At 47.2% G+C, this 22,474-nt stretch carries 20 protein-coding genes and 2 tRNA genes; 11 read left to right on the top strand and 11 right to left on the bottom strand.

The window, feature by feature from the left end:
• Positions 1-1,229: 1,229 nt before the first annotated feature.
• A tRNA-Ser gene (locus tag J5A52_00005) sits at positions 1,230-1,319 on the bottom strand.
• A 117-nt stretch (positions 1,320-1,436) separates the two neighbouring features.
• Here J5A52_00005 and J5A52_00010 point away from each other — a divergent pair.
• Positions 1,437-2,369, top strand: coding sequence for an ABC transporter ATP-binding protein (locus J5A52_00010; GenBank protein QUB37498.1), 933 nt, complete (start codon positions 1,437-1,439; stop codon positions 2,367-2,369).
• Positions 2,366-3,592 (top strand): ABC transporter permease, encoded by a 1,227-nt coding sequence (locus J5A52_00015; GenBank protein QUB37499.1) that lies wholly within the window; start codon positions 2,366-2,368, stop codon positions 3,590-3,592. Before J5A52_00010 ends, J5A52_00015 begins: the two co-directional genes overlap by 4 nt.
• A gap of 111 nt (positions 3,593-3,703) precedes the next feature.
• Here J5A52_00015 and J5A52_00020 read toward each other — a convergent pair whose 3' ends face one another.
• Entirely contained in the window at positions 3,704-4,747 is a 1,044-nt protein-coding gene (locus J5A52_00020; GenBank protein QUB37500.1) for an SIS domain-containing protein, read from the bottom strand.
• A 94-nt stretch (positions 4,748-4,841) separates the two neighbouring features.
• Here J5A52_00020 and J5A52_00025 point away from each other — a divergent pair, with 94 nt between their 5' ends.
• Positions 4,842-5,312, top strand: a complete 471-nt coding sequence (locus tag J5A52_00025) for a hypothetical protein (GenBank protein ID QUB37501.1) — start codon at positions 4,842-4,844, stop codon at positions 5,310-5,312.
• A gap of 43 nt (positions 5,313-5,355) precedes the next feature.
• Positions 5,356-5,631, top strand: coding sequence for a hypothetical protein (locus J5A52_00030; protein QUB37502.1), 276 nt, complete (start codon positions 5,356-5,358; stop codon positions 5,629-5,631).
• Here the strand turns inward: J5A52_00030 and J5A52_00035 are convergent.
• Together J5A52_00035 and J5A52_00040 are read right to left on the bottom strand one after the other, a co-directional pair.
• Positions 5,600-6,772 carry a hypothetical protein gene (locus J5A52_00035; protein ID QUB37503.1) on the bottom strand — a complete coding sequence of 391 codons (1,173 nt, stop codon included), beginning with the start codon at positions 6,770-6,772 and terminating at the stop codon, positions 5,600-5,602. The two genes, J5A52_00030 and J5A52_00035, sit on opposite strands and share 32 nt — an antisense overlap.
• 210 nt (positions 6,773-6,982) lie before the next feature.
• Positions 6,983-7,804: an IS1595 family transposase gene (locus J5A52_00040; GenBank protein ID QUB37504.1), complete on the bottom strand. Its 822-nt coding sequence runs from the start codon at positions 7,802-7,804 to the stop codon at positions 6,983-6,985.
• 130 nt (positions 7,805-7,934) lie between these two features.
• On the opposite strand from J5A52_00040, the gene J5A52_00045 reads away from it, so the two are divergent.
• Positions 7,935-8,600, top strand: coding sequence for a hypothetical protein (locus J5A52_00045; GenBank protein ID QUB37505.1), 666 nt, complete (start codon positions 7,935-7,937; stop codon positions 8,598-8,600).
• Between the two features lie 219 nt (positions 8,601-8,819).
• On the opposite strand, the gene J5A52_00050 is transcribed toward J5A52_00045, so the two are convergent.
• Positions 8,820-10,112, bottom strand: a complete 1,293-nt coding sequence (locus J5A52_00050; GenBank protein QUB37506.1) for a UDP-N-acetylmuramoyl-L-alanyl-D-glutamate--2,6-diaminopimelate ligase — start codon at positions 10,110-10,112, stop codon at positions 8,820-8,822.
• Positions 10,113-10,187: 75 nt separating this feature from the next.
• Between J5A52_00050 and tsaD the strand changes: the two genes are divergently transcribed.
• Both tsaD and J5A52_00060 read left to right on the top strand, forming a co-directional pair.
• Complete coding sequence (tsaD, locus tag J5A52_00055; protein ID QUB37507.1) at positions 10,188-11,279, top strand: tRNA (adenosine(37)-N6)-threonylcarbamoyltransferase complex transferase subunit TsaD; 1,092 nt, start codon at positions 10,188-10,190, stop codon at positions 11,277-11,279.
• Positions 11,280-11,870 carry a Sua5/YciO/YrdC/YwlC family protein gene (locus J5A52_00060; protein ID QUB37508.1) on the top strand — a complete coding sequence of 197 codons (591 nt, stop codon included), beginning with the start codon at positions 11,280-11,282 and terminating at the stop codon, positions 11,868-11,870.
• Here the strand turns inward: J5A52_00060 and J5A52_00065 are convergent.
• The gene (locus tag J5A52_00065) at positions 11,867-12,844 is read right to left on the bottom strand and encodes a peptidoglycan bridge formation glycyltransferase FemA/FemB family protein (GenBank protein QUB37509.1); all 978 of its coding nucleotides are present in this window, start codon (positions 12,842-12,844) and stop codon (positions 11,867-11,869) included. The genes J5A52_00060 and J5A52_00065 overlap by 4 nt on opposite strands.
• A gap of 169 nt (positions 12,845-13,013) precedes the next feature.
• On the opposite strand from J5A52_00065, the gene J5A52_00070 reads away from it, so the two are divergent.
• The gene (locus tag J5A52_00070) at positions 13,014-15,569 is read left to right on the top strand and encodes a valine--tRNA ligase (protein QUB37510.1); all 2,556 of its coding nucleotides are present in this window, start codon (positions 13,014-13,016) and stop codon (positions 15,567-15,569) included.
• Here the strand turns inward: J5A52_00070 and J5A52_00075 are convergent.
• A complete protein-coding gene (locus tag J5A52_00075) occupies positions 15,566-15,910 on the bottom strand; it encodes a hypothetical protein (protein ID QUB37511.1) in 345 nt (114 codons plus the stop codon). The genes J5A52_00070 and J5A52_00075 overlap by 4 nt on opposite strands.
• An 898-nt stretch (positions 15,911-16,808) precedes the next feature.
• Between J5A52_00075 and J5A52_00080 the strand changes: the two genes are divergently transcribed.
• The gene (locus J5A52_00080) at positions 16,809-17,711 is read left to right on the top strand and encodes an LD-carboxypeptidase (protein ID QUB37512.1); all 903 of its coding nucleotides are present in this window, start codon (positions 16,809-16,811) and stop codon (positions 17,709-17,711) included.
• A 182-nt stretch (positions 17,712-17,893) separates the two neighbouring features.
• Here the strand turns inward: J5A52_00080 and J5A52_00085 are convergent, their stop codons facing one another.
• Both J5A52_00085 and J5A52_00090 read right to left on the bottom strand, forming a co-directional pair.
• Positions 17,894-18,349 carry a 23S rRNA (pseudouridine(1915)-N(3))-methyltransferase RlmH gene (locus J5A52_00085; protein ID QUB37513.1) on the bottom strand — a complete coding sequence of 152 codons (456 nt, stop codon included), beginning with the start codon at positions 18,347-18,349 and terminating at the stop codon, positions 17,894-17,896.
• Positions 18,342-18,740 (bottom strand): HIT domain-containing protein, encoded by a 399-nt coding sequence (locus tag J5A52_00090; protein ID QUB37514.1) that lies wholly within the window; start codon positions 18,738-18,740, stop codon positions 18,342-18,344. Before J5A52_00090 ends, J5A52_00085 begins: the two co-directional genes overlap by 8 nt.
• A 45-nt stretch (positions 18,741-18,785) precedes the next feature.
• On the opposite strand from J5A52_00090, the gene J5A52_00095 reads away from it, so the two are divergent.
• A tRNA-Ser gene (locus tag J5A52_00095) sits at positions 18,786-18,873 on the top strand.
• Between the two features lie 56 nt (positions 18,874-18,929).
• Here J5A52_00095 and J5A52_00100 read toward each other — a convergent pair.
• Positions 18,930-20,135, bottom strand: coding sequence for an ABC transporter permease (locus J5A52_00100; GenBank protein ID QUB37515.1), 1,206 nt, complete (start codon positions 20,133-20,135; stop codon positions 18,930-18,932).
• Positions 20,128-20,844 carry an ATP-binding cassette domain-containing protein gene (locus J5A52_00105; GenBank protein ID QUB37971.1) on the bottom strand — a complete coding sequence of 239 codons (717 nt, stop codon included), beginning with the start codon at positions 20,842-20,844 and terminating at the stop codon, positions 20,128-20,130. The genes J5A52_00100 and J5A52_00105 overlap by 8 nt, the downstream gene beginning before the upstream one ends.
• Positions 20,845-20,947: 103 nt before the next feature.
• Here J5A52_00105 and J5A52_00110 point away from each other — a divergent pair, with 103 nt between their 5' ends.
• Positions 20,948-22,381 (top strand): fused MFS/spermidine synthase, encoded by a 1,434-nt coding sequence (locus J5A52_00110; protein ID QUB37516.1) that lies wholly within the window; start codon positions 20,948-20,950, stop codon positions 22,379-22,381.
• The last annotated feature ends 93 nt before the right edge of the window (positions 22,382-22,474 follow it).

The following is a 22,474-nucleotide window of genomic DNA, read 5'->3' on the forward strand; positions in this document are numbered from 1 at the left end:
TCGCTTTTTCCTGATAAGACTAAAAAGTGCCTGATCAGGTTGCTGACCTCTAGAATCGTCAGCAATCTAATCAGCGTATGTTTACCATCCCGCAACATTAAATATTATGTGTAACCTATATCTCGTTTACACGACCCACCTCGCACATAACCGCTGTGTATTATACTGCTGAACGCATCGTTTGTCAATAGTATATCGCGTCGATACGCTAAACTAAACCGTACCAGCCCATAAATAGTAGAATATAGGTTAGAAAAATAACAAACTAATACTCTACGAAAGGACTGCTCCGTTATGTCTAGTTTAGCTAGACGTATACCCGAGCGAAGCTCGGTGTAAACAGCTAATATATCAAATATTAACAAAACAAAAGACTCATTCTTAACGGAAATAACATCTCCTGGAAGCGTAATAAAGACTATGGTTGGTGTAAAGACTGTAGAGTAAAGGTTCGTCCTAAAGCTCTTTGTTGGTTACGTAACAGTAAACTAAAGTATCAACAGATCTTTTGGCCCTTGCTTGCACGCTATAGCTACCTTGGCAATATTGTTAAAGCCCCGGGTCTGCAAAGATTGCTACAGGCCCAGAGTTATCCAACCATTCAAAGGTGGTATTGAGCGCTTTCGCACTCATATACCTCCAGATGGTGGTGAGATGCTCTCTGGGATTGTAGCAGTGGATGAGGCTTGGTTTGGTAAACGTAGATTTGGTGGACAAAAGATAGTTATTGGTGCTATTGAAACTGACACTAGAAAACTAAGACTACAAATTATTCCAGACACAGAACAAGACAGTATTGAACTATTCTTAGAACACTAAAGTAACTAGAGACTCACATCTCATTACAGACGCTGGTACTGGTTATCTAGGTGTAGAGTGGTTAGGTTATACAAGAGATATATATAACCACAGCCGGGGGACGCTTTGGTATGTCTAACCACATAGAATGCATTTGGAGTGCTGTGAAACGTCACATGAGAAAGCTCTATGGTTCTATACCAACAAACCACTTACAAAACATCTTAAATGAATGGATGGCTAGACATAACCAACGGAGTCTCTTTCAGTCTCCGCTAAACTACCTAGAGGCTACTTTGAAATTAGTTGTTCCGGATTAGTTGAATGAATCCGTTGCGTCCATAGTAAAAAACCAACAATTGTTGAGAAATTAAAAAACAATGACGACTAACCGATTTAAGCTATGGATTCGAATGTATAGATAGAAGTTCTGGCGGAGAGACAGGGATTCGAACCCTGGGTACGATTGCTCGCACACACGCGTTCCAGGCGTGCACCTTCAACCGCTCGGTCACCTCTCCGTATGTCTTTAGTATAACGCATTGTGCTGCAAATCTTCCGCTCTCTTGTGTAAAGTTGTATTTTATACACGATTTAGCAGTTGCCTTATTTCGCATGACACTTTTATAATAAAAGAGATGGTTGCGAAAACTAACACAGTGCCCGTTATTCAGTTGAAGGGTCTCACTAAACGCTACGGTATCGGCGACACAGCACGTGATGTTCTTGATTCGGTGAGCCTGAAAATTGAACAAGGTGAGTTTATTGCCGTTATGGGGCCATCTGGCTGCGGTAAGACGACGCTACTTAACGTCATTGGCCTGCTTGACCGACCTGATGGTGGCGAATATTCTTTGAACGGCGCGTCGGCGGCGCGGTTGTCAGGTGCGCAGCGGGCGCGGGCGCGGGCAACGCAAATCGGCATCGTCTTTCAAAGTTTTAATTTAATAAACCGCCTGACGGTACTCGAAAACGTTGCGCTTCCCCTCACCTATCAAGGCGCTTCCCGCGTAAAACGATTGGAGCGCGCAAGTGAAATTTTGAAGACGTTTCATCTGCAAGAACGCGAGTACTACATGCCGTGGCAATTGTCTGGCGGACAAATGCAGCGCGTTGCGATCGCGCGGGCACTCGTCAGCAAACCGAGCATTATCCTCGCAGATGAACCGACAGGCAACCTAGACAGTCGCTCCAGCCACGTTATTATGGAAGAATTAGCGCAGCTTCATAAACAAGGCAATACGATTATCATGGTGACGCACAATCCGAATCTTACGAGTTACGCTAGCCGCGTTATTAACATGCTTGATGGTAAGATTGCGAGTGATACTAAAATACGCATCGCAAGCGGTAATGAGAGTGAGAAATCAGTAAAAATCTCGCTCAACGCGCGACGTACCGCTAAAGAAGAAAGGGACAATGTGCGTTCTGCAAAGAAAAAGTCAGCGAAAGAGACAAAAAATGACAGCAATCTTGCTGCGGACGAGCGAGAGTCGTCTGGATCAGATGATGTTGAGCCATCGTCTAGTCAATCATCAGACCAGGCTGAACGAAAGAAGGCGGAATCATGAGATTACTCTCTGAGCATATTAGTGGTGCGTACCGAACTTTGCGCCGAACGCGGGCACGTACCGTTTTGACGACGCTTGGTATCGCGATCGGCGTCGCAAGTGTGACGTGTATTTTAGCGATTAGCGACGGCGTAACGCGCATGTTCGATAAGCAAATATCACATTACAACGGTAGGCTTATCGTGGTGCGTCCGGGTATACAGTCGCGTGATCCAAATATGCTTTTGAGCGCCATGTCTCAGCAGATGTTTGGCGCAAGCACCCTAACCGACGCCGACGTTGATGCGGTAGCGAAAACGCAGCATGTGCAATCTGTTGCGCCGTTGATGACGCTGAACGCGACGATTACGGCGAAAGGACAAACGGCAAAGAATAATGTTGTGCTTGCGACGACACCTGGATTCGCAAAAATATCCGACGCTGATATCACCGCTGGACAGTTTTTAGGTGAAGAGACGAAGGACACAACGGCGGTAATTGGCGATCAGCTGTCAATTAAACTATTCAACACCGACAGCTCTGTCGGACAAGTTTTCACTATGCATGGGCAGCGTTTCACGGTAATTGGCGTAATGAAGCAGAAAACAAGTGCTGTCAACTACAACAATATCGACTACGGTAATACTGTGATTGTTTCGTATGATCAGGGCAAACAGTTGCTGAAAGGAAATACGCAAATCCAGCAGATTGACGTATTAGTTGACGAGGCAAAGTCAAGCAGTGGTGTCGTAGCGGAGCTGAAAAACAAAATCAATAAACTGCACCTAGGCGAAGAAGACTTCTCGATACTCACTGGTCGGGAGATTGGACAGCCAACTAATCAGCTCTTTACGGCGCTCATCGCAACGATGGCAGCGATTGCTGCAATTTCGCTTGTCGTCGGCGGTATTGGTATTATGAACATCATGCTCGTTGGTGTAGCTGAGCGTACGCGTGAAATCGGCATTCGCAAAGCGGTCGGCGCAAGCCATCGCAATATCATCGGGCAATTTATGGTTGAATCGATGATGATTAGTATCCTTGGCGGTATCATTGGCTATATTGGCGGTTATGTCCTCGCGTTTATTGCTAGCACGTTTTTGTATTTCTCGCCGGCATTTACGCTGCAAACAGCGTTGATGGCGGTCTTAATGGCAGTTGGCGTTGGTGTTGTATTCGGTACATACCCAGCAGTTAAGGCAGCGCGCAAGGATACAATTGAATCATTGCGGCAATATCATTAAAAGTATTTATTTCAATTGTGCTTCAATATAAGAGGCAGGCTGCTATGGCCTACCTCTTATATCTGTTGGCTACTAGATTGTGTACGTATAGTCTATGCAGCAAAGGTGCCATTATTCAGTTAGCGCTTTTTTGAATTTCTCAATTAAATCAACGCGCGTCGGATCAACGTTATTTAAAATACCAACGTAAATACTGACGAAATCGGCAAGAACACTCCCCCACAGCATTTGCTCAAGAACAGTTTCACCTTGCAGCGGCACGACAGTTGATTTGGGGCGTTTGCCTGACAGCATTTTATCGCTCAGTGCAAATCGTTTTAGGATTTGTGGATTTTCTAAATTACTAATCAGGTCAAATACTGCAAACGGTTTCTCAACAGGATGGCTCGTCCAACCGATAAATTCATTGTGGCTAAATTCCGGAAAATAATTCCAAAATGCTACATTTTTTGCGTTTTCGTTCCAGCTAATTTTCCATTTATACGCAACTGGCGCCATCAAACTGCCTGCATAAAATACTGGTGTTTTACCAACGGCGATAAGTGCCAGTTGCTTGGCATAATTGCGCTTAGTCGGGATGCCCTTACACCAGAGAGCGCTTTCACGCGCAATCCACGGTTCAGTATCGTCAAGCTGCTTGAACCAGGAACTTGATAGCAGATTGAAATTATGCAGTAAAGTAAATAATCCGCGTAAATTATACAGCATACCCATGCGTGGCTGCGTGTCATTTGGAATGCGCGCAAATGCAATTTGGCGTTGCTCAGCGATACGCTCAACTTCCCCGCCTGTTGTAGTGACGGCGATCTGGCAACCGCGCTCGATTGCTTGGTGCAAGCACGCTACGGTTTCCTCAGTATTGCCAGAATGGCTACTCGCAATTACTAGCGTGTGTTCTGTGGCATAGGCGGGCAATGTGTAGTCTTTCACGACTTCAAACGGAATTGGTAGCGTATCGCGCAGCAGCACCTTCGCTGCGTCGGCAGCAAGCGCCGAACCACCCATACCAGCAACGATTACATGGCGCAGCTCTCGCCCGTCGTGATCTTCATTTATCACTGGAATTTCGCGAGAAATTTGCGCATGCAATTTTGCGGCAACATCAAGCGCCCCTAAGTGGTCGCGCTGTTTCAAAATCTGTGCGTCATCAAGCATTCTTAAAACTGCCTTTTCCACTTGCGATACATTCTTTATCTATGATACAGTATATGAGAAAGCATAACAAGAATGATAGAGTAATGAGGTGGGAATGAATATAAAACCGCAGACAACACAACCAATTAGCGACGATCAAGAACTTGCAAAGGTTTTGGCTGGTGTAAGTGATGATGCTACTGCCGTGCAGCCGCAGACCGCCCTGCCCCCAACTCCACCGCCGATGCCGCCGGCGCCGACGGATGACGCTGCGCCAACAAACACTCCCGCTAAAACTGCAGACTCAGTAAAAACTCCAACAGCGCCTGCTACATCAGGCGACGCCTCGCTTGATGCTGTCAAGAAAGATGCTATCAATGAGTTGCGTCCGCTTGTTGATAAACTCAACATTGCTCCCGACGAAAAATTTGATACCTATCTCCTGCTGATCCGCTCCACCGACGATCGTTCACTCATCGCGCCGGCGCACGAAGCCGCTAAAGCGATTCCTGATGAGGGTCGTCGGGCTCAAGCACTGCTTGACATTATTAAGGAGATTGACTACCTTTCAAATCCGCAGAGCTAAGTACTTTGACGTAGTCGTAGCAGTATGCTAGAATGACGAGTCTATGGAATTTAGTTTAGGAGAGCGACGCGAGGTCGTGTTTAACTCGTATACGGGCAATCTGGCTGTCGGAGAAACAGTTGAGTTTTATGATGGTGACGATCGTGTTCGTGTTGAGGTTGAAGGCGTAGACGATTACATGGGTAATGTTATCCGTGCGATAGGTCGTATTGTTGGACAGAAAGAGGTTATTATGTCTGCAGGATTATTTTCGTGCGATAACGGTGATGGCTTCGCTGTATTCAAAACTAAGCGCGGGAACGAGCAAGAAGCCTCTTAAACTCTTCGGGAGACATCTCTCCTCGTAGGTACGGTAAAACATCCTTGTGCGGTATACCATAAAACTCTTCTAATCGCTTCTTTGCGCCCTCTATCCCTCCGTGTGAACTTGGGTCTGGGCGATATGGGATATATCCGTTTATGAAACGCTCTGCTAAGAATGCAAAATCATCTAATAACTCACGCGACGTTATATCCATCTCATCGCGCATAGCACTTAACACATAGCGTCCAATCCGCTTAGCCTTCTCGCTTGATTTTGCGAGAATTTCTGGTGCGATGTCATCAATACCACCACGGCCTTCTGACGAATGTTCATCATACCAAACCGGTACGTAATAAGCGGCAAAATGATCCTCAACTAAGCCATCCTCGTTTATTGTATTCCATCTAAACAGCCCAGGAACAGACCAAGTAACCGGCTCAATGTGTGCGTCTGGGAACGCTTCCCGCAACAGCATGTCTGCGATGCGCAACGTCGCTGACGATGACCTGGTCTCGTCAACTATCGCAACGCGCTGTCCGTCAAGTACGGTTGGATAATTCCAAACATCACTAAGATCATTTTCGTCTATTTTATCAAGATCTTCAGGATACAAATATAGCGCACGGATTTGCTGGGTAACGTTTTTGCGAAATTTTGGATGTAACCTATCTAACGATATTTTATCAATATCTGGGTTCTGATACCCTTCATCGTCGTCACGACGAGAAAGTCCCATCGCAACTAAGTACGTTTTTTTGTCTATATTAAGAAACGACGCTTCAGGAATTTCCTCTGGCTGTCTTCCCGTAAGTGGACTCCACAGCTCATGGATGATATTGTTCACATTGCGCGCTGATTTGTCTAGATATACGGCATGCGTGACAGGCTCATCCGGATAACGTGCCTCTTCAAAAAGAAAGTGCTTTGATTTTTTGACGTCACCTGTAAAAATGCCTGCCAAGGCATCGGTATCAGTGATGTACTGAGCTTCAACGTTACTTACGCCCCGCGGCAGTAAATTATCTTTGCTGAGATTACCGTATATCGCTGAACCATTTTCGTCATACCCAGTGACTCTCGTATCTAACTCGCCGCTAGCTTGAATAATTTTATAACCTGGATTTGGATCATCAAAATCAAAATATGCTCTAACCATGTGTTGTATAATAGCATAAATTTTATAATAAATCAAATTACTAGTATAGTAATACTATGTATGGCAGCAATGTAATAGCCGTCTGTCCAGGCATAAAGCCAGAGGACTTCGTTGATCCAAAAACAGGTAAGACAATGCTTGTACCGCAGAACCCAGAAGCAGTTGCGCTTCGGGTTTAACAATCTCTAAGAAATAGCGGGGTTCAGTCAACTAACCCGGAACATCCAAAGTAAAGCGCAGGTAAGTCATCGGGTCCTCGAATAGCTTGGGGCGGTTGGCTCTTGCCATCCATTCTTTGCAGAGTTCTTCTAGTTGGTGGGTTAGGATGCGTTGTCCGTAGAGTTTGCGCATGTGGCGCTTGGCTACGCTCCAAATTAGCTCAGCTTTGTTGGTATTAGCAAAGTCGCCTCTGCTGTGGTTGTGGCTTTCATGCTCGTAGCCTAGGAGCGGTAATTCGTCGTAACCGTACCATTTGTCGGTAATAATTAGGCTGCCTGGTTTTACGCTGTCTTGGATGAACTGTTCAAGCACATCTTGGCTTCGTCCGTCATGGAAGCCGCCGGTTATACGCAAGGCTAAGCGCCCGGTATCCTGCTCAATGGCGCCAGTAACTATGTAGGTAGCTTGTTTACTCTTGAGCTTTGAGAAGTAGCTTTCGTCGGCTTGGATTAAGCCTTCTAGCATTGTTGCAGCGTCTGGCAGGTTCTCTCGAAAGCGGGAGAACCATCTAGCTACAGTTGGATAACTAACGCCAGCAAACAGTATAGCCGCCTCAACACTTTTACGATTCTGCCAGCACCAGATTAGCTTGAATAGTTGTTTGGACGACAGCTTCATGCCATACAGCCAGGAACCATGCCAGGCAGTGGCTCTGAGCTTTTTGCGGCATATTTTGCACCAGAGATATCTTGAGAGGTAGTTTTCTTGCAGCTCGCACCCGCAGAGCGGGCACGACACCTCCTCCCCAAAGACAAGCTTGTTGATAAGCCTCCAGCACTTCTTATTGCTGGCAAAGTTTGGTATGTTAGACATACGGAGCGTCCTTTCTGTACTTAGTTGCTTTACATCTCTAAGTATATGGGATGTTCCGTTTTAGTTTAGAGTACCAAATAGCGGCGTAATCTAGACGAGCTAATCCTTGGTGTGGTAGGATAGCTGGATTATGCCAAACGAGAAATACCTTAACCCTAGTACCATATCAATACCCAACTCTGAAAGCTTTAGTATCCTCATGGGAGTTGTTGATAGTATTGGTACGGGAAAGTATACAAAGGTATTCGATTCTATAGAGTTATCAGGTAGAAAGGCTATACTATCAGATTCTATCGATTCTATAGGCTCTATAGAGTCTATAGAGCTAGTAGCTAAAGAAGATACACCGTCAGATCTTATAGAGCCTATAGAGCTATTGGATAAAGAAGCTATGCTATCAAAGATTGCAGGTGCCTTAGGGAGCCTCGCAGTATCATGGTCAGAGTACCGTAGGCTCCCTGATGATACAGGCAGCGAAGCAGTTGGCGTCAGCGACAAGGGCGATGTTGTTATTGCGGTATTTGAGGATAAAGGCAATACGACAATTTCAGTGGTTGATTCATCATTCCTTGGCGGGGATGATGATACCAATACCGACAGCAGTGGCTACGGGGACTATAGTGACTATAGTGACTATGGTGATGACGATGATGATGGCTGTAGCGATGACGATGACACCAGCAGTGACTATGGCTATGGCTATGATAGTGGCGACAGTGATGCTGAGAATGATTGTGGCGATGATGGCGATAGTGACGACTGTGGCGATGATGGCTATGCGATGAGGCTATTTTAGTAAAACTATGCGCGGTAACTCTTGACTTTTAAGCTCTCGAAACAATTCGCGAGCTAAGCACCATATTCAGACTTAGCGTCTTGGTGATGTGATTATTCAGCGTCTATCGAGTGGTTATATCTATTATCGGCGCACTCACGGTGAGCAAAATTATAGCAACGTTTTGTTGAATAACTTGCATGCGTCGTAATGGCGTCGTTGAAACATTAAAGCGTTATGCTAGTCTTTCTTGAGCAGCTCTTCTACGACTCCGGTATCATTCCATGGGACGCGCTTACCGTTAACAACGCGATACACCTCATGTCCCATACCAGTGATAAGCACCGTGTCGCCTCTCGTGGCGAGGTGAAGCGCTTTTGCGATTGCATCACGTCTATCGGGAACCTCGATTGTTTTTATTGCACCGCTTCTTACGCGTTCTATGCCATCGTAAACCATTTTACGAATTGTTGCTGGATCCTCATTGTAACTCTCTTCATCGGTCAAAAAGATGCGATCGGCAAGGCGTGCAGCGATTTCTCCCATAATTGGGCGTTTTTCCTTGTCGCGGTCGCCCGTTGCGCCGAAGACGAGTATTACGCGGTTTTTTGTAATTGCTTTAACGGCAGTGATAATTTTCTCAAGTCCATCTGGTGTGTGCGCATAGTCAACGATCACGTCATACGGCATGCGGACATTAACGCGTTCAAATCGTCCCGGTATGCTTTCAAGGTTTGCGACACCTTCAATAATATCCTTCAATGATATACCGAGCAAATATGCGGCACACACCGCGGCGGTCATATTATATACATTAAATTTGCCTGGTAAATTTGTGGCCAGCTCTAGCTTGGTTTGATGGTCAATCGTAATGTGCGCTTCTGTCCCTTTGCGGTACAACTTCACGCGATCAATATGCGCTTCAGCATCAGCGTGTTCGCCGTAGGTAATTTTTTGAGCTTGTGCGGGGAATGCATTGAAATATTTAAACCATTCATCGTCGCGGTTTAACACGATATATTTTGGATTTTGTGCAAACAGGCGGCTTTTTACCTCGGCGTATGCATCCATCGTTTTGTGGTAATCTAAATGATCTTGCGTCAGATTGGTCATAATTGCCATTTCAACTGGTACGCCTTCAAGCTTATGCTGATGGATTGCATGGCTTGGAAATTCCATCACTACGAAATCAACGTGTGCTTTTTTCGCGTGGCGGAAGAATTGCTGCATTGTTGCCGTGCTCGCGACAGTGGCATTCAAGTCGTTGCGCTTTGCTTGCCCTGCAATCTCAATCGTTGCAGTGCTGAACATAGCTGTCGTGTAGCCGGCTTCTTTTAAAATTTCGTTCAGGTAATTAACCGTCGTTGTTTTGCCGTTCGTGCCGGTCACGGCGATGACACGAAGGTGTTTTGCCGGATTGCCATACTGTATACGTACCAGCCGGACGCGCATTTTGCGGTACCATTCCTCCAGCCGATGCACCGAACGAGCAGGCAGCATTGTCCGTACGCCTCTCACTAACGTCTGCTTCATAGTCCCATCGTACCACTTTTTACCGCGAAACCGCTAGCGTCCCGGCGCGTCTCTCGGGGTGGTATAATAAGGTTGATGAAAATTTTGGGAATTGAGTCAAGCTGCGATGAAACGGCGGCGGCGGTCGTCGAGGACGGTTTTTGCGCGCTATCCAGCGTGGTAAACTCGCAAATTGACATTCATGCGCAATACGGCGGTGTTGTGCCAGAAATAGCCGCGCGCAGTCATATTGAGGTGATAAATCCGGTTATCCGCGAGGCGCTAACGCGGGCACAGTGTAGTTGGGATGATATTGATGCGATCGCTGTCACCTACGCGCCCGGTTTAGTTGGCTCATTACTGGTCGGTGTACTTGCCGCTCGGACGCTAGCAATCTTACATAACAAGCCGCTCTATGCGATTCATCATGTTGAAGCGCATGTGTATGCAAATTTTGTTACTGCAAGCAAAGATCCGGCATTACATGTACCGTCAAAGCAGCCGGCATTTCCCCTGCTCGCACTCATCGTATCGGGCGGGCATACGCAACTGGTGCTGTTTCATGGCCATGGCGATTATGAATTGCTTGGACAGACGCAAGACGACGCTGTTGGCGAGGCTTTTGATAAGGTCGCGAAAATCCTTGGACTCCCCTACCCTGGCGGCCCGTCAATTGCCGCTGCTGCTGAGCATGGCGACCCCGAAAAATATCATTTGCCAAAGGCAAAGCTTGATAATCCGTATAATTTTTCGTTCTCCGGGCTTAAAACGGCCGTTCTACGGGCAGTGCAGCACGCAGTAGGTAAAGACTTCACATTTCCATCACACGAGCTACCAAGGCTCGTAAATGACGTTCAGCGGGCAGATTTTGCGGCGAGCTTTCAGCGCGTAGCGGTTGAAACTCTAGTGGAGCGTACGCTGCGTGCGTATAGCGACTTTGCGCCGCGGTCGGTCGTGATTGCTGGCGGCGTGGCGGCGAATCAGGAACTGCGGCGTCAACTATCAGCCCGCTTGCCGATTGCGATTGAATATGCGCCGATGAAATTCTGTACAGATAATGCAGTGATGATTGCTACGCTCGGGTTTTTCCATGCTCAGTACGGCACGCCTGCCGATCCTTACGCTCTTGATGTCATTCCAAGTTTATCTATGGTAAATACAGCTTGGAACTCTACAAAGGTGTTGTAAATGGCACAACTATTTACCTCTGTTACCGATAAGAAATTAGCTACGTTGTTGCACGGTGGTGCGATTGGCGTATTGCCAACCGATACGGTGTATGGCTTAGTGTCAGTTATTGCCCCTCAGCCGATCGAGCGTTTATATGCTACAAAACCGCGTCAGTCGCACGCCGGTACGATTATTGCAGCGTCGGTTGATGATTTGATCGCACTTGGGCTTGATGAGACAGCCTTACAGCATGTTTCGCATTTGTGGCCGGCGCCTCTGAGCGTAGTGATTGCGGCGCAGCACATTCCTGAGTTCTTGCGTGAGGAACGTGGCAGCCTTGCGGTTAGGATACCAGAAGATGAAGTATTGCGATCGCTCTTACGTGAGACTGGTCCACTTATGACAACAAGCGCGAATAAACACGGTGGAAAGACGGCGGCGACTATCGCGGAAGCACAGCGTATTTTTGGCGATTCCGTTGATTTTTATGTTGATGGCGGCGATTTGAGTAACCGCCCGCCTTCAACGATTGTTATGGTAGACGCCCGCGGAACTATAACGGCACTTCGCGATGGAGCTGTGCCGGTACGATCGCTTGGTGATGTTTAGTGTTTGATACGTCGAATTATCTTTTTAGCGGTCGGCAATAACCCTGCCCAAATACTGTACAAGGGGCTTAACGGATAATCGTATGTACCAGCGAGCATGTCGTCGTGATTAGCAAAGCCGCGCTTGAAATTGCTGATACCGTCATTGAGCAGCCCATTCATGTCGTAACGGCTAATCCCCCACTCCCTGCACTTGCGGATGGCAAACCACTTCAGCGCGTAGTTTGCACGTAGTGCCTGTCCGCGCTCATTCATGCCGCCGTATAGCTCAAAAGCCGTTTCCTGACTGGCGGCGAGCCAGACGAATGCGATCGGCTCGCTGCCTTCATAGGCGGCAAAAATAAGAGACGAGTCACCTAGATTGATGTGGACATCACGGTAATATTGATCGTCGTGAAGGGCAAAATTGGCACGCTTTGCTGTTTGGTGATAAATTTTAAGTAATTTTTCGACATCATCCATTGCTTTGATGCGGCGCAATGTAATTTCCGCGCGTTCTGATTTACGGATATACTGGCGCGTCTTTTTCGTCATTGCAGCAAGCAATTCCTCTTCGCTGTGGTGCAAATCTAAGATTAACGTTTTTGGAATCAGGATCGTATTTGATGATCGCCGCCATCCCGCTACTCCTGGAACTGATTTCGTATCAGGCTCAACAGTTAGCAGCGTACCGGGCAGATGGTGCGATACGTAGGCCGTAAGCGCTTCATATACTGCCGCAGCATCCCCTTCCCTACACACTGGACCGCGCGGTACGTAACAGAGGCGGCGAAAGGGCTTTGGCAATATTCGCTCTAAAATTTGCGCGGCACCGACAATCCCTCCCTGCTGGTCGGTAAATAGTACGCGATGCGCGTGCCAGTTGTGCATTGATTTCACTTCGCCCCATCCCCATAGCTGAAGCGGATGTCCGCCTAGGTCGTATATCACTTCGTTCCACACCGTTGACTCGGCACATTCATTCCCTTGTAGCATACACCCAGTATACACGGAGTTATGGTATAATGAAAAGGAACACAAACACGTGAGAAAATAAACGGTACAGGGATAACAGAGGTGAGGACGCTTGTGACGAGCGAATCCTGGGTTATCTTTTTGGTTTTTATTTTTCACGTGAATAACCTAATGAATAAGAAGAGCCGATATGAATTTAGCAAAAGCTTATACACCGAATGACTACGAACCAACAATCTATGCGATGTGGGAGAAATCGGGTGTTTTTGCGCCAAAAGGCGAGGGCGAGCCGTATGCGATCGTCATGCCGCCGCCAAATGCGAATGGCAATTTGCACGTTGGGCACGCGCTCGGGTCGGCGATCCAGGATATTTTAGTACGTTATCACCGAATGCGCGGCTATGATGCTGTGTATATTCCTGGGGCAGATCATGCGGGCTTTGAGACGTGGGTAGTGTACGAACGCGAACTTGAGAAGCAAGGAAAGACACGGTTTAATTTTGACCGCGAAGATTTGTACGCCCAAGTATGGGACTTTGTGGCGGCGCGGCGCGGCGATATGGAATTGCAGCTGCGCGCAATTGGCGTGAGCGCCGATTGGGATCATTTAGTGTTTACACTGGATGAAAAGGTGATCGACACAGTATATGATACGTTTGAAGCGATGTGGCGCGATGGACTTATCTACCGTGGCGAGCGCATTGTGAATTATTGCACCAAACACCAGACAAGCTTTTCGGATTATGAAGTTGTCTATAAAAATGAAAAGAGTAAGCTTTGGAAAATTGCCTATCCGTTAATTGATAGGGTAGGGGAGATTATTATCGCAACAACGCGCCCAGAAACATTATTAGGCGATGTGGCGGTGGCGGTTCATCCGGATGATGAGCGCTATAAAGATCTAATTGGCAGCAAAGTGCAGTTGCCGATTGTACATCGCGAAATTCCGATCATCGCCGACGAATACGTCGACCGTACTTACGGGACGGGCGCGGTGAAGATTACGCCGGCGCACGACCCGAACGACTTTGAAATTGGGCAGCGGCACAACCTTAAAACAGTGCAGGTAATTAATTTTGACGGTACTATGATAAATGTACCGGCGCAGTTCAAAGGGTTGACCGTTGAAGAGGCGCGTAAACGCGTGCTAACAGCACTTGATATTGACGAATTACGTCGCGGTGAAGAGAACATTGAGCATCAAGTTGGGCACTGCTATAAGTGCGGCACAGTGATTGAGCCGCTCGTTAAAGAGCAATGGTTCGTGAAAATGCGCGGGTTGGCCGATCGGGCGATTGCAGCGATTCAAAACAGCGACGTGACCTTCACGCCAGCAAATAAAGGTTCGGTTGTTATTAATTATCTAAAGGATATTAAGGATTGGAACATTAGTCGCCAAATTCCGTGGGGAATTCCAATCCCAATGTTCCAGTCGCAGGATAATTTAGATGATTGGCGCTTCGATCGCCGTGTTAATCAAAAGCAGATTGTTGTAGATGGTACAACATATCGTCGCGAAGAGGATACGCTTGATACGTGGTTTAGCAGTAACCAATGGCCGTACATCACCACCGACTATCTAGCAAAAGGCGATTTAAGCCGCTTTTATCCAACGGCGGTCATGGAGACGGCTGGTGATATTTTGTTTGTTTGGGTGGCGCGCATGATTATGATGGGCCTGTATCGCACCGATAAGGTACCGTTCCGTCACGTGTACTTGCACGGGCTTGTACTTGATGAAAAGGGCGTGAAGATGAGTAAAAGCAAAGGTAATGTCATCAATCCGATGGAATACGTATCGGAGTATGGCTCTGACGCGTTGCGTATGGGTGTGATTTCGAGTCGTAGCGCTGCGCAGCCGCAAGCCTTTAATACTGGTAAAGTTGTCGCGGCGCGTAATTTCTGCAATAAGCTATGGAACATTGCACGCTACATTGAAGCATCTGTTGCGGACGAAACGCCCGCGGCTGAGCCGATTCCGCAGTCGTTGGCGGATCATTGGATTTTGAGCCAACTTAGTGAGGCGCAGCAGCAGGTTGAAAAACAACTCGAAAGCTATCATTTCGCTGAAGCTGCTGAAACGATTTACCATGTTGTATGGGATGATGTCGCCGATTGGTTCGTTGAAGTAAGCAAAGTTGAGCAGAATATCAACATGAACGCGTATGTTCTTGACGCTGTTCTGCGCTTATCGCACCCATTTGCGCCATTTGTGACTGAGACAATTTGGCAAGCATTGCCATGGCATGATACGATCCTAGCGGGTGAAGCGTGGATAAAGCCTGCCAAATACGATGATATCGCCGCTGGGCAGTTTGGCCGGCTGAAAAATTTAGTAAGTGAAGCACGCTATGTGATGAGCGAGCTGCCGGGTAATAAGCGGTATGGCATGCTATATATGGATGACTCGCTCGTAGCAGATAATGCTGAGTTGATTCAAAAGCTTGCGCGCGTGAAATCAGTTGAGCACGTCGATCAGGCGAGGGGATTACGCTTAGCAGCAAGCGGGCGTGACGCGTGGCTTGATTTAGACGATGATACGCTGTACGAGCATCAAACAAATTTAGAGAAGCGTTTAGCAAACGTGCGTCAACAGGTAAAGACGCTCGAGACACGCTTAGCAAATGAAAATTACATAGCAAAAGCGCCGGCTCATCTAGTAGAAGAAACTCGTCGCCAGTTAGCTGAAGAGCAGGCGCTTATAAAGCGTCTACAGACCGAGCTGCAGGTTATTGCGCGCAGTTAGTCAAGAATTGGTAAATTAGCGTTGTCAAACGCGTGGCGTCCGCCTTCTTCAAGAACGGCAAGAATACGCTTGTGATGGCGGCGATCCGGCGCGATGCTCGGCGACTGGTACGTGAAACTATGTGATAGCATTGAGCTGCTCGCATCGTGGTCGGAGTGTGTATGCGGCGTACGCGCCTCACTAATTGCTTTTACATCTAGCGAGGTTAGTTTGCTTATCTTTGCTTGCTTCGCTGTTTCGATGACATGCTCAACATGGCTGTCGTGCACTGCAACACCGCTAGTGATACACAGACTCAGTGTGGCGATGAATATTCGGGCTATGTAGTCAAAATATGTCATAATCTATTGTTTTTTTGTTTAGTAGTGGTGTGATATTTAATTTAGCATAAACTTTATTAAAAGTCAATAGCATGATATGGTTAATTTGTTGATGAGTTTAGAAAAAACAGTACAGCGAGACGATGCCTGCTTCGTTTATCTGTTGCTGGATAGCGCCTCTTGTACGGGCAGAGTCCAGTAAGCCCCAACTCCGTAAATAACATAAAATCAGAGTACACCTAAACGTTGCATAAAACATAACACCAACCGCTTTACCTGTAAGAAAGTCCCTTACGTCTACCATGCCAAAGGTTAGCAACAATAAAAGTATTGATTACTACAGTAAATAGATCATAAGGTCATTAGTTAGTGTAAGTCATCATATGGTAGCTAGATGGTTGCATGGTAGACTATTTGGGATAGTTTCTCCTGGCTTTCGTAGTAGTCTATCAGATACCGTACTAGATATCCCCTCAATGCTATACTGCCAGCTGAGAGTATAGCATAGATAAACACCATATGAGAAAGTTCTATGGGTAACGTAGTGGCTTAGCTAAACCACTCAACTAACTACATGAACTATGCAAATGAATGGACGGCAAGAGCTAACTACTCAGAGCTAATTAACGATCCATCAGATTACTTGCGCTTTACACTTGTTCCACGTTAGTTGGCTGAACCTCTTTTTTCATTAAACGAGGCCACCTGCTATGATATATACATGGCATTATTCGCTAGCATCCATCATCATTTCCATCTCTGACGCAGGAGGTGTGTTGATGTTGTGATATACCTCCTGCGTTAGGAGGTTTTTGATTGTAAAATTTTGAAAGGATAATATGCTACCAAAAAAATAAAAGAAGGAGATGAAATACGAGTTATTGCACCAGCGCGTTCGGCTAGCGATATTGACGAGGCCGTGCTTGCGCGGGCGCAGACAGCACTAGAGTCCCTTGGCCTGAAAGTCTCTTTCAGCCAATACGCGTTTTCGCGTTCGCAGCGCGGTTGTCCAACGGATACCGAGAAAGTTGATGATTTGCACGCGGCTTTTCTTGACCCGAATGTCAGGGGAATTTTAGCGGCAATTGGCGGATTTAATTCTAACCAGCTGCTTGAGCGAATCAACTGGGATATTATTCGTGCCAATCCGAAAATTTTTGCAGGTTTTTCGGATATTACGGTGCTGAATCATGCGATTTTGGCAAAAACCGGCTTGGCGACTTTTGCCACGCCGAATTTTTATTGCTTCGGTTTACCGCCAAAGGCTGATTATTCATTGGAGTATTTCAGGCGCTGTTTGTTCGCTGGTCAGCCTGAAACGTACAGAGTTCGAGCATCGAAAGTGTTTTATGATTATGGTTGGTATTATGACGAGAAATCTCCGCGCTCTAAAATCGTGAATGGCGGTATAAAGATAATTCAACCTGGGCAAGCGAGCGGTACGCTATTGGGCGGTAATTTGTGTAGCTTGAATTTGCTCAACGGCACAGAATACTTTCCGCGCATAGAGGGTGATATTATTTTATGCCTAGAAGATGACAGCTATGATTCTATCCCGGCAACTTTCGAGCGCAATCTACAATCACTAATTCAGCAGCCGTATTTTCGCCAGGTAAAAGCCATTTTGTTTGGTCGTTTTCAGCGTGAGTCAATAGCAACAGACGATAGCTTGATAGCTATGGTCTGTTGCAAGAAAATCAACCTGGATATCCCGATAGTCTCTAACCTGGATTTCGGTCATACTGACCCGAAATTTAGTTATAAGATCGGTGGATGGGCTAGCGTTGAGGCGTATAATGAGTGCAAGCTAGTGCTACACTAAAAGCAGCATAATCACGCGTTTGTTATATTACCGTATCGCAATTCCCGCGCTTGATAATATGAGCACGAGAGGTGTTCATCTGAGTACACACCGGTGTTGTGGTGTTGGATGGTTTTTTGTTTGAGAGGTGGCATATTACTTGATAGCGTTGCTGCGAGGAACGAGATATTTGAAAAAGATAGCTATTCATGGTGGTACTTTCCACCTTGGGCGATTTCCTGTGCACGGTATAATTGCTCAACAAGAATAAGTCGTACTAGCTGGTGGGGAAATACCAGTGGACTAAGCGACCATACTAGATTAGCACGAGAACGTAATGCATCGGTAACGCCATATGCGCCGCCGATAACAAAGGTAGGTGTGCGGTTACTTGCGAATGCTTGGCTAAGAGACCGCGACAAGGCGGGGGAGTTAAGCAATTTCCCACGCTCGTCAAGGACGACAATGAACTCGTCTGCGCCACAGCGAGACAATATACGTTCAGACTCATCACGGCGAGCGTTGTTGCTATCGAATGGACTATGCGGTAACAATTCCCACGCGATATTCCACGGGCGCTGCAAGCGTTTTTGATAACGCTCTATGCCGGTAGCAACCCAGGGCTCGTGTTTTTTACCGATAGCAATGATTTTAAGCATTAGTTCGCAGTTTTTCTGCCATAGCCGCAAGCGCATCATGATCAACTGGCGATTCTGTATCCTGCGGCTGCTTTAATTCCGCTTCGCTGCCGATCGGAATTAGATGGATGTGCGCATGCGGCACGCCATACCCCATCACGACCGAGGCAACGCGCGGGCGAATCTTGAGGCGTTCAATGTGTTTAGCAAGACGCTTTGCAACGTTCCAGAGGTGAGTGTACGTGTCGTCGTCTAAGTCCCATAAACTATCAACTTGTTTTTTTGGAATGACGAGCGTATGCCCCTCAACTTGCGGATGAATATCAAGAAATGCAATCGTTCTGTCGTCTTCGTAGATTTTGTGGCAAGGTAGTTCGCCTTTGATAATTTTAGTAAAAATCGAATCTTCCATAACTATATTATACACCGTGCATCTGGTATAATACGTAGGCAACATGGAGAGGTGCAGGAGTGGTTGAACTGGCCGCTCTCGAAAAGCGGTATGGGGCAACTCATCGAGGGTTCGAATCCCTCCCTCTCCGCCATGAATAATACGCGAGACTTGCTCGCGTATTATTTTTGCAGCATAACTAAAACCCTCTTACCGCCGCGCGAACATTTCTTTAAGTGACACCTTGCGGCTGTACTCAAGTGCACCGAAGCGGAATACGCGTACGGCGAGTATTAGTACAAATATTGATGAGACAAGCAAAATGAGCGCGCCTGCAGCAATTTCCCATGGCTGCAGGTTACCGGCAGCGTTGCGCATGAGCAGGGGAATTGGCGAAGTAAGCGGAAAAAGACTCAAAAATCGTACGATCGGTGCGTCTGGCATTGAGATAAACAGCGATACGGCATAGAGCGGCCCGTATAGTGCAATCATTACAAATCCCATAAATTGATTTGCCTCGCGTGCGGTTGGCATAGTGGCGCCAATTAGCACAAGTACGCCAGTGAAAAATGCAAAACTGAGAATAAAAATTACCGCAGCAATTCCAATCCGCGCCCAGTCGACCGGTAAGCCTGACAAATCAATATTCGGCAGATTAAGCTGATCGCGGAACAGCAGGTAGCCGATTAGTACGGGCGCTACCACAAGAACACCTTGGATTAGCATGAGGACAATGAGCGAAATAATTTTGCCGATGATTAGCGTGCGCGCTTCAATTGTCGTGAGGATCATTTCGATCACGCGGTTCTCTTTCTCTTCAGTCGTGCTGGTAAGCGCTTGTCCAGCGAAGAATGACATCAGCACATAAAACAGTACAAGGAACACGCCTGGTAAAACCATCTCTTTGAGCGGATCGTACGTATGCCCGTCGCGGTAAATCGTCGTGTCGCTAGTTACTGTGTTCTGTAAAACAGTGCGAATCTGTGGCGATACGGTGTTTTGCACCGACTGGCTAAGTAACGCTAATGCTACCGAGCTATATCGTCCATTCTCAAATAGGCCGACATTCTTGCCGTAAACCTCTATATGGCGAGAGCTTACATCAGCAGGATAGTAAAAATAGGCATCAACTGTACCATTCTTAACTGCGGCGATGCCAGCCTCTTTAGTCACCATTTTGACATGGAACGTGTTTGTTATCTGTGAATTCAATAGACGGGAATCGTCGGTGATAGCAATACTGAATGGCTGCTCTTTTAGCTTATCAGCGGCATCTTGCGTGGCTTTGTTCGACAAAAACACGATGCCGAATACCGCACCGATCATAATTGGGAAACCGAACACCATCGCCCAAAACGATTTCTTTTTAAGCACGCGAATGACCTCAAAAGTAATAACGGTTGATAAATTATGCATGGCGCGCCTCCTGTTCTTGATCATTCTCGTTGCCGTATACGCTTAGGAAAATGTCGTCAAGCGATTTGCCGCCAAATTGTTTGCGTATTGCCGCGACCGTTCCGTAAGCACGCGCTACGCCATCTTTCAGCAGGATAACGCGGTCACACAAGCGTTCAACTTCTTCCATTTGGTGCGTGATCATAATAACGGTCGCACCTTTAGCTTGGTGTTCCTCAATGATCTCCATGAGCAATCGGCGATTTACTGGGTCAAAACCTTTCGTTGGTTCATCCAAGATGAGTAGTTCGGGGTCATTCATAATTGTAATACCAAGCTGTACTTTTTGTTGCTGTCCGCCTGATAATTTATCAAGGCGGGTTGTCGCTTTGTCTGCCAGATTTACGCGTTGCAAGAATGCCATTGAGCGCGCTCGCGCTTCGTTTTTGTTAAATCCTTTCAGCCGGCCAAAGTACACCATTGTGTCAATGACGGTTTCTTTTTTATACAGCCCACGCTCTTCTGGCAGATAACCGAGCTTTACACCGCCCGACACGCTGTACGGCTTGCCGTTTACTAACAGTGTTCCTCCTGTCGGCGCATAGATGCCAAGTAATGCGCGGATTGTCGTCGTTTTACCCGATCCATTACTGCCGAGAAACCCGAACGTTTCGCCACGCTTCACAGTAAAACTCAGATCTTTTATTACTTCAATGTCGCCGAATTTCATCTTGAAGTGGTCGACTGCTACGATTGCTTCGTTCATACGTATATTGTAATATGCAGCAGCTACCCGTAGCAATAGATGAACGGGATGCGATATGATAGAAGATATGAAATCATCGTGGAGGTTAGGCGCGGCAGCATGCGTTAGCGGCTTTACACTGATGGCGTATGAGTTGGTAGCGGCGCGGTTACTCGCGCCGTCGGTTGGCAGTTCGACATACGTGTGGACGGGTGTGATTGGCGTGATTATTATTGCGCTGAGCGCAGGTTGCTGGCTGGGCGGACGCGTCGCAGACTATCGGCATGCGCCGCAGGACGTTGGACTGTTGCTAATAATCGCTGCGGTGCTGGTCGTGGCAACGATGTTGAGCGCGAACAATACGCTGCGCTGGCTAACGACAGTTCTAGACGAGCCGCGTATACAGGCAGTTATTGCGGCGCTAGCGCTGTTCGCGCCAGCAAGCTTCGTGCTTGGCGCGGTATCGCCGTACTTAGCAAAGTTAAATGTATCGTCGCTTGATACAGCGGGGAGATCGGTGGCGAATTTGAGCGCGCTTGATGCGGTGGGCGGTATCGCCGGAACGTTTGTCACTGGGTTTGTACTACTCGGCATGATTGGGCTAAACGAAACATTGGCACTGATAACGGGTATTTTACTGGCAACGAGCTGGTTATTTATGCCGCAGTGGCAATGGCAGCTGCGGACGTTAATGATTGGAGCAGTGATTGTTGCGGCATTGAGCGGACTATATACGCCAAAGCATGGTGACGTGTCAATAGAAACGCCAAGCGCGCATTATTCCATCGTGAACTACACGAGTAACGGCAGGCAAATCCGCGGTCTCGTGACTGGGCCGACCGGCGTGCAGTCTGGTGTGTATCTTGATGGCACAAAAGACTTGCCGTTTTGGTATACGCGGCGTATGGTTGAAGTGACGATCGCCGCTAAGCCGCGTACGGTGTTATTGCTTGGTGGTGGCGCATTTACGATGGCAGAGTATATGGCGCGGCAATTGCCAAATACGCACATTGACGTAGTGGAGATTGATCCGGAGCTGGAAAATATATCGCGTCAGTATTTTAGCTACCAGTCGCTACCGAACGTGAAGCTGATCTTTGATGACGCGCGCACGTACATCCAGCGGACGAATCGGCACTACGATGTCGTATTAATCGACGTATACAACGGTGGTGAAATTCCGTACTCGCTATTGACGGCAGAGTATGGCAGCGAATTGGCGCGAATTACACGCGAGGATGGTCTTGTAGTAGCGAATCTCATCGCCGGGCTTAATAATGCGCCATGCCGCGAGCTATTTGCAGCATTTGATGCCGTGTACCGTCGTACCTGGCCATACGCCTGGTACGGAACGCAGCACCGCGATTTATCGCGCGGCAATTACGTTGTCGCTTATAGTAAGAAACCGCGAACGATGCCTGCAGCATTATCTCCGCTACAGTCGCTCGGCGGTACGCTTTATACCGATAATTTCATTCCGAACGACAGACTATATGAAGCTTGTCGCACAGCGACACGTTAATGCGCGTGGTAAAAAATACATAAGCAAAATGCTTGCAATATCCATATATAGTGTCTATAGTTTATAGGCAGACGCTACATATATAGTAGTCGC

This window comes from TM7 phylum sp. oral taxon 349 (assembly GCA_018127705.1).
Taxonomy (GTDB): domain Bacteria; phylum Patescibacteriota; class Saccharimonadia; order Saccharimonadales; family Saccharimonadaceae; genus Saccharimonas.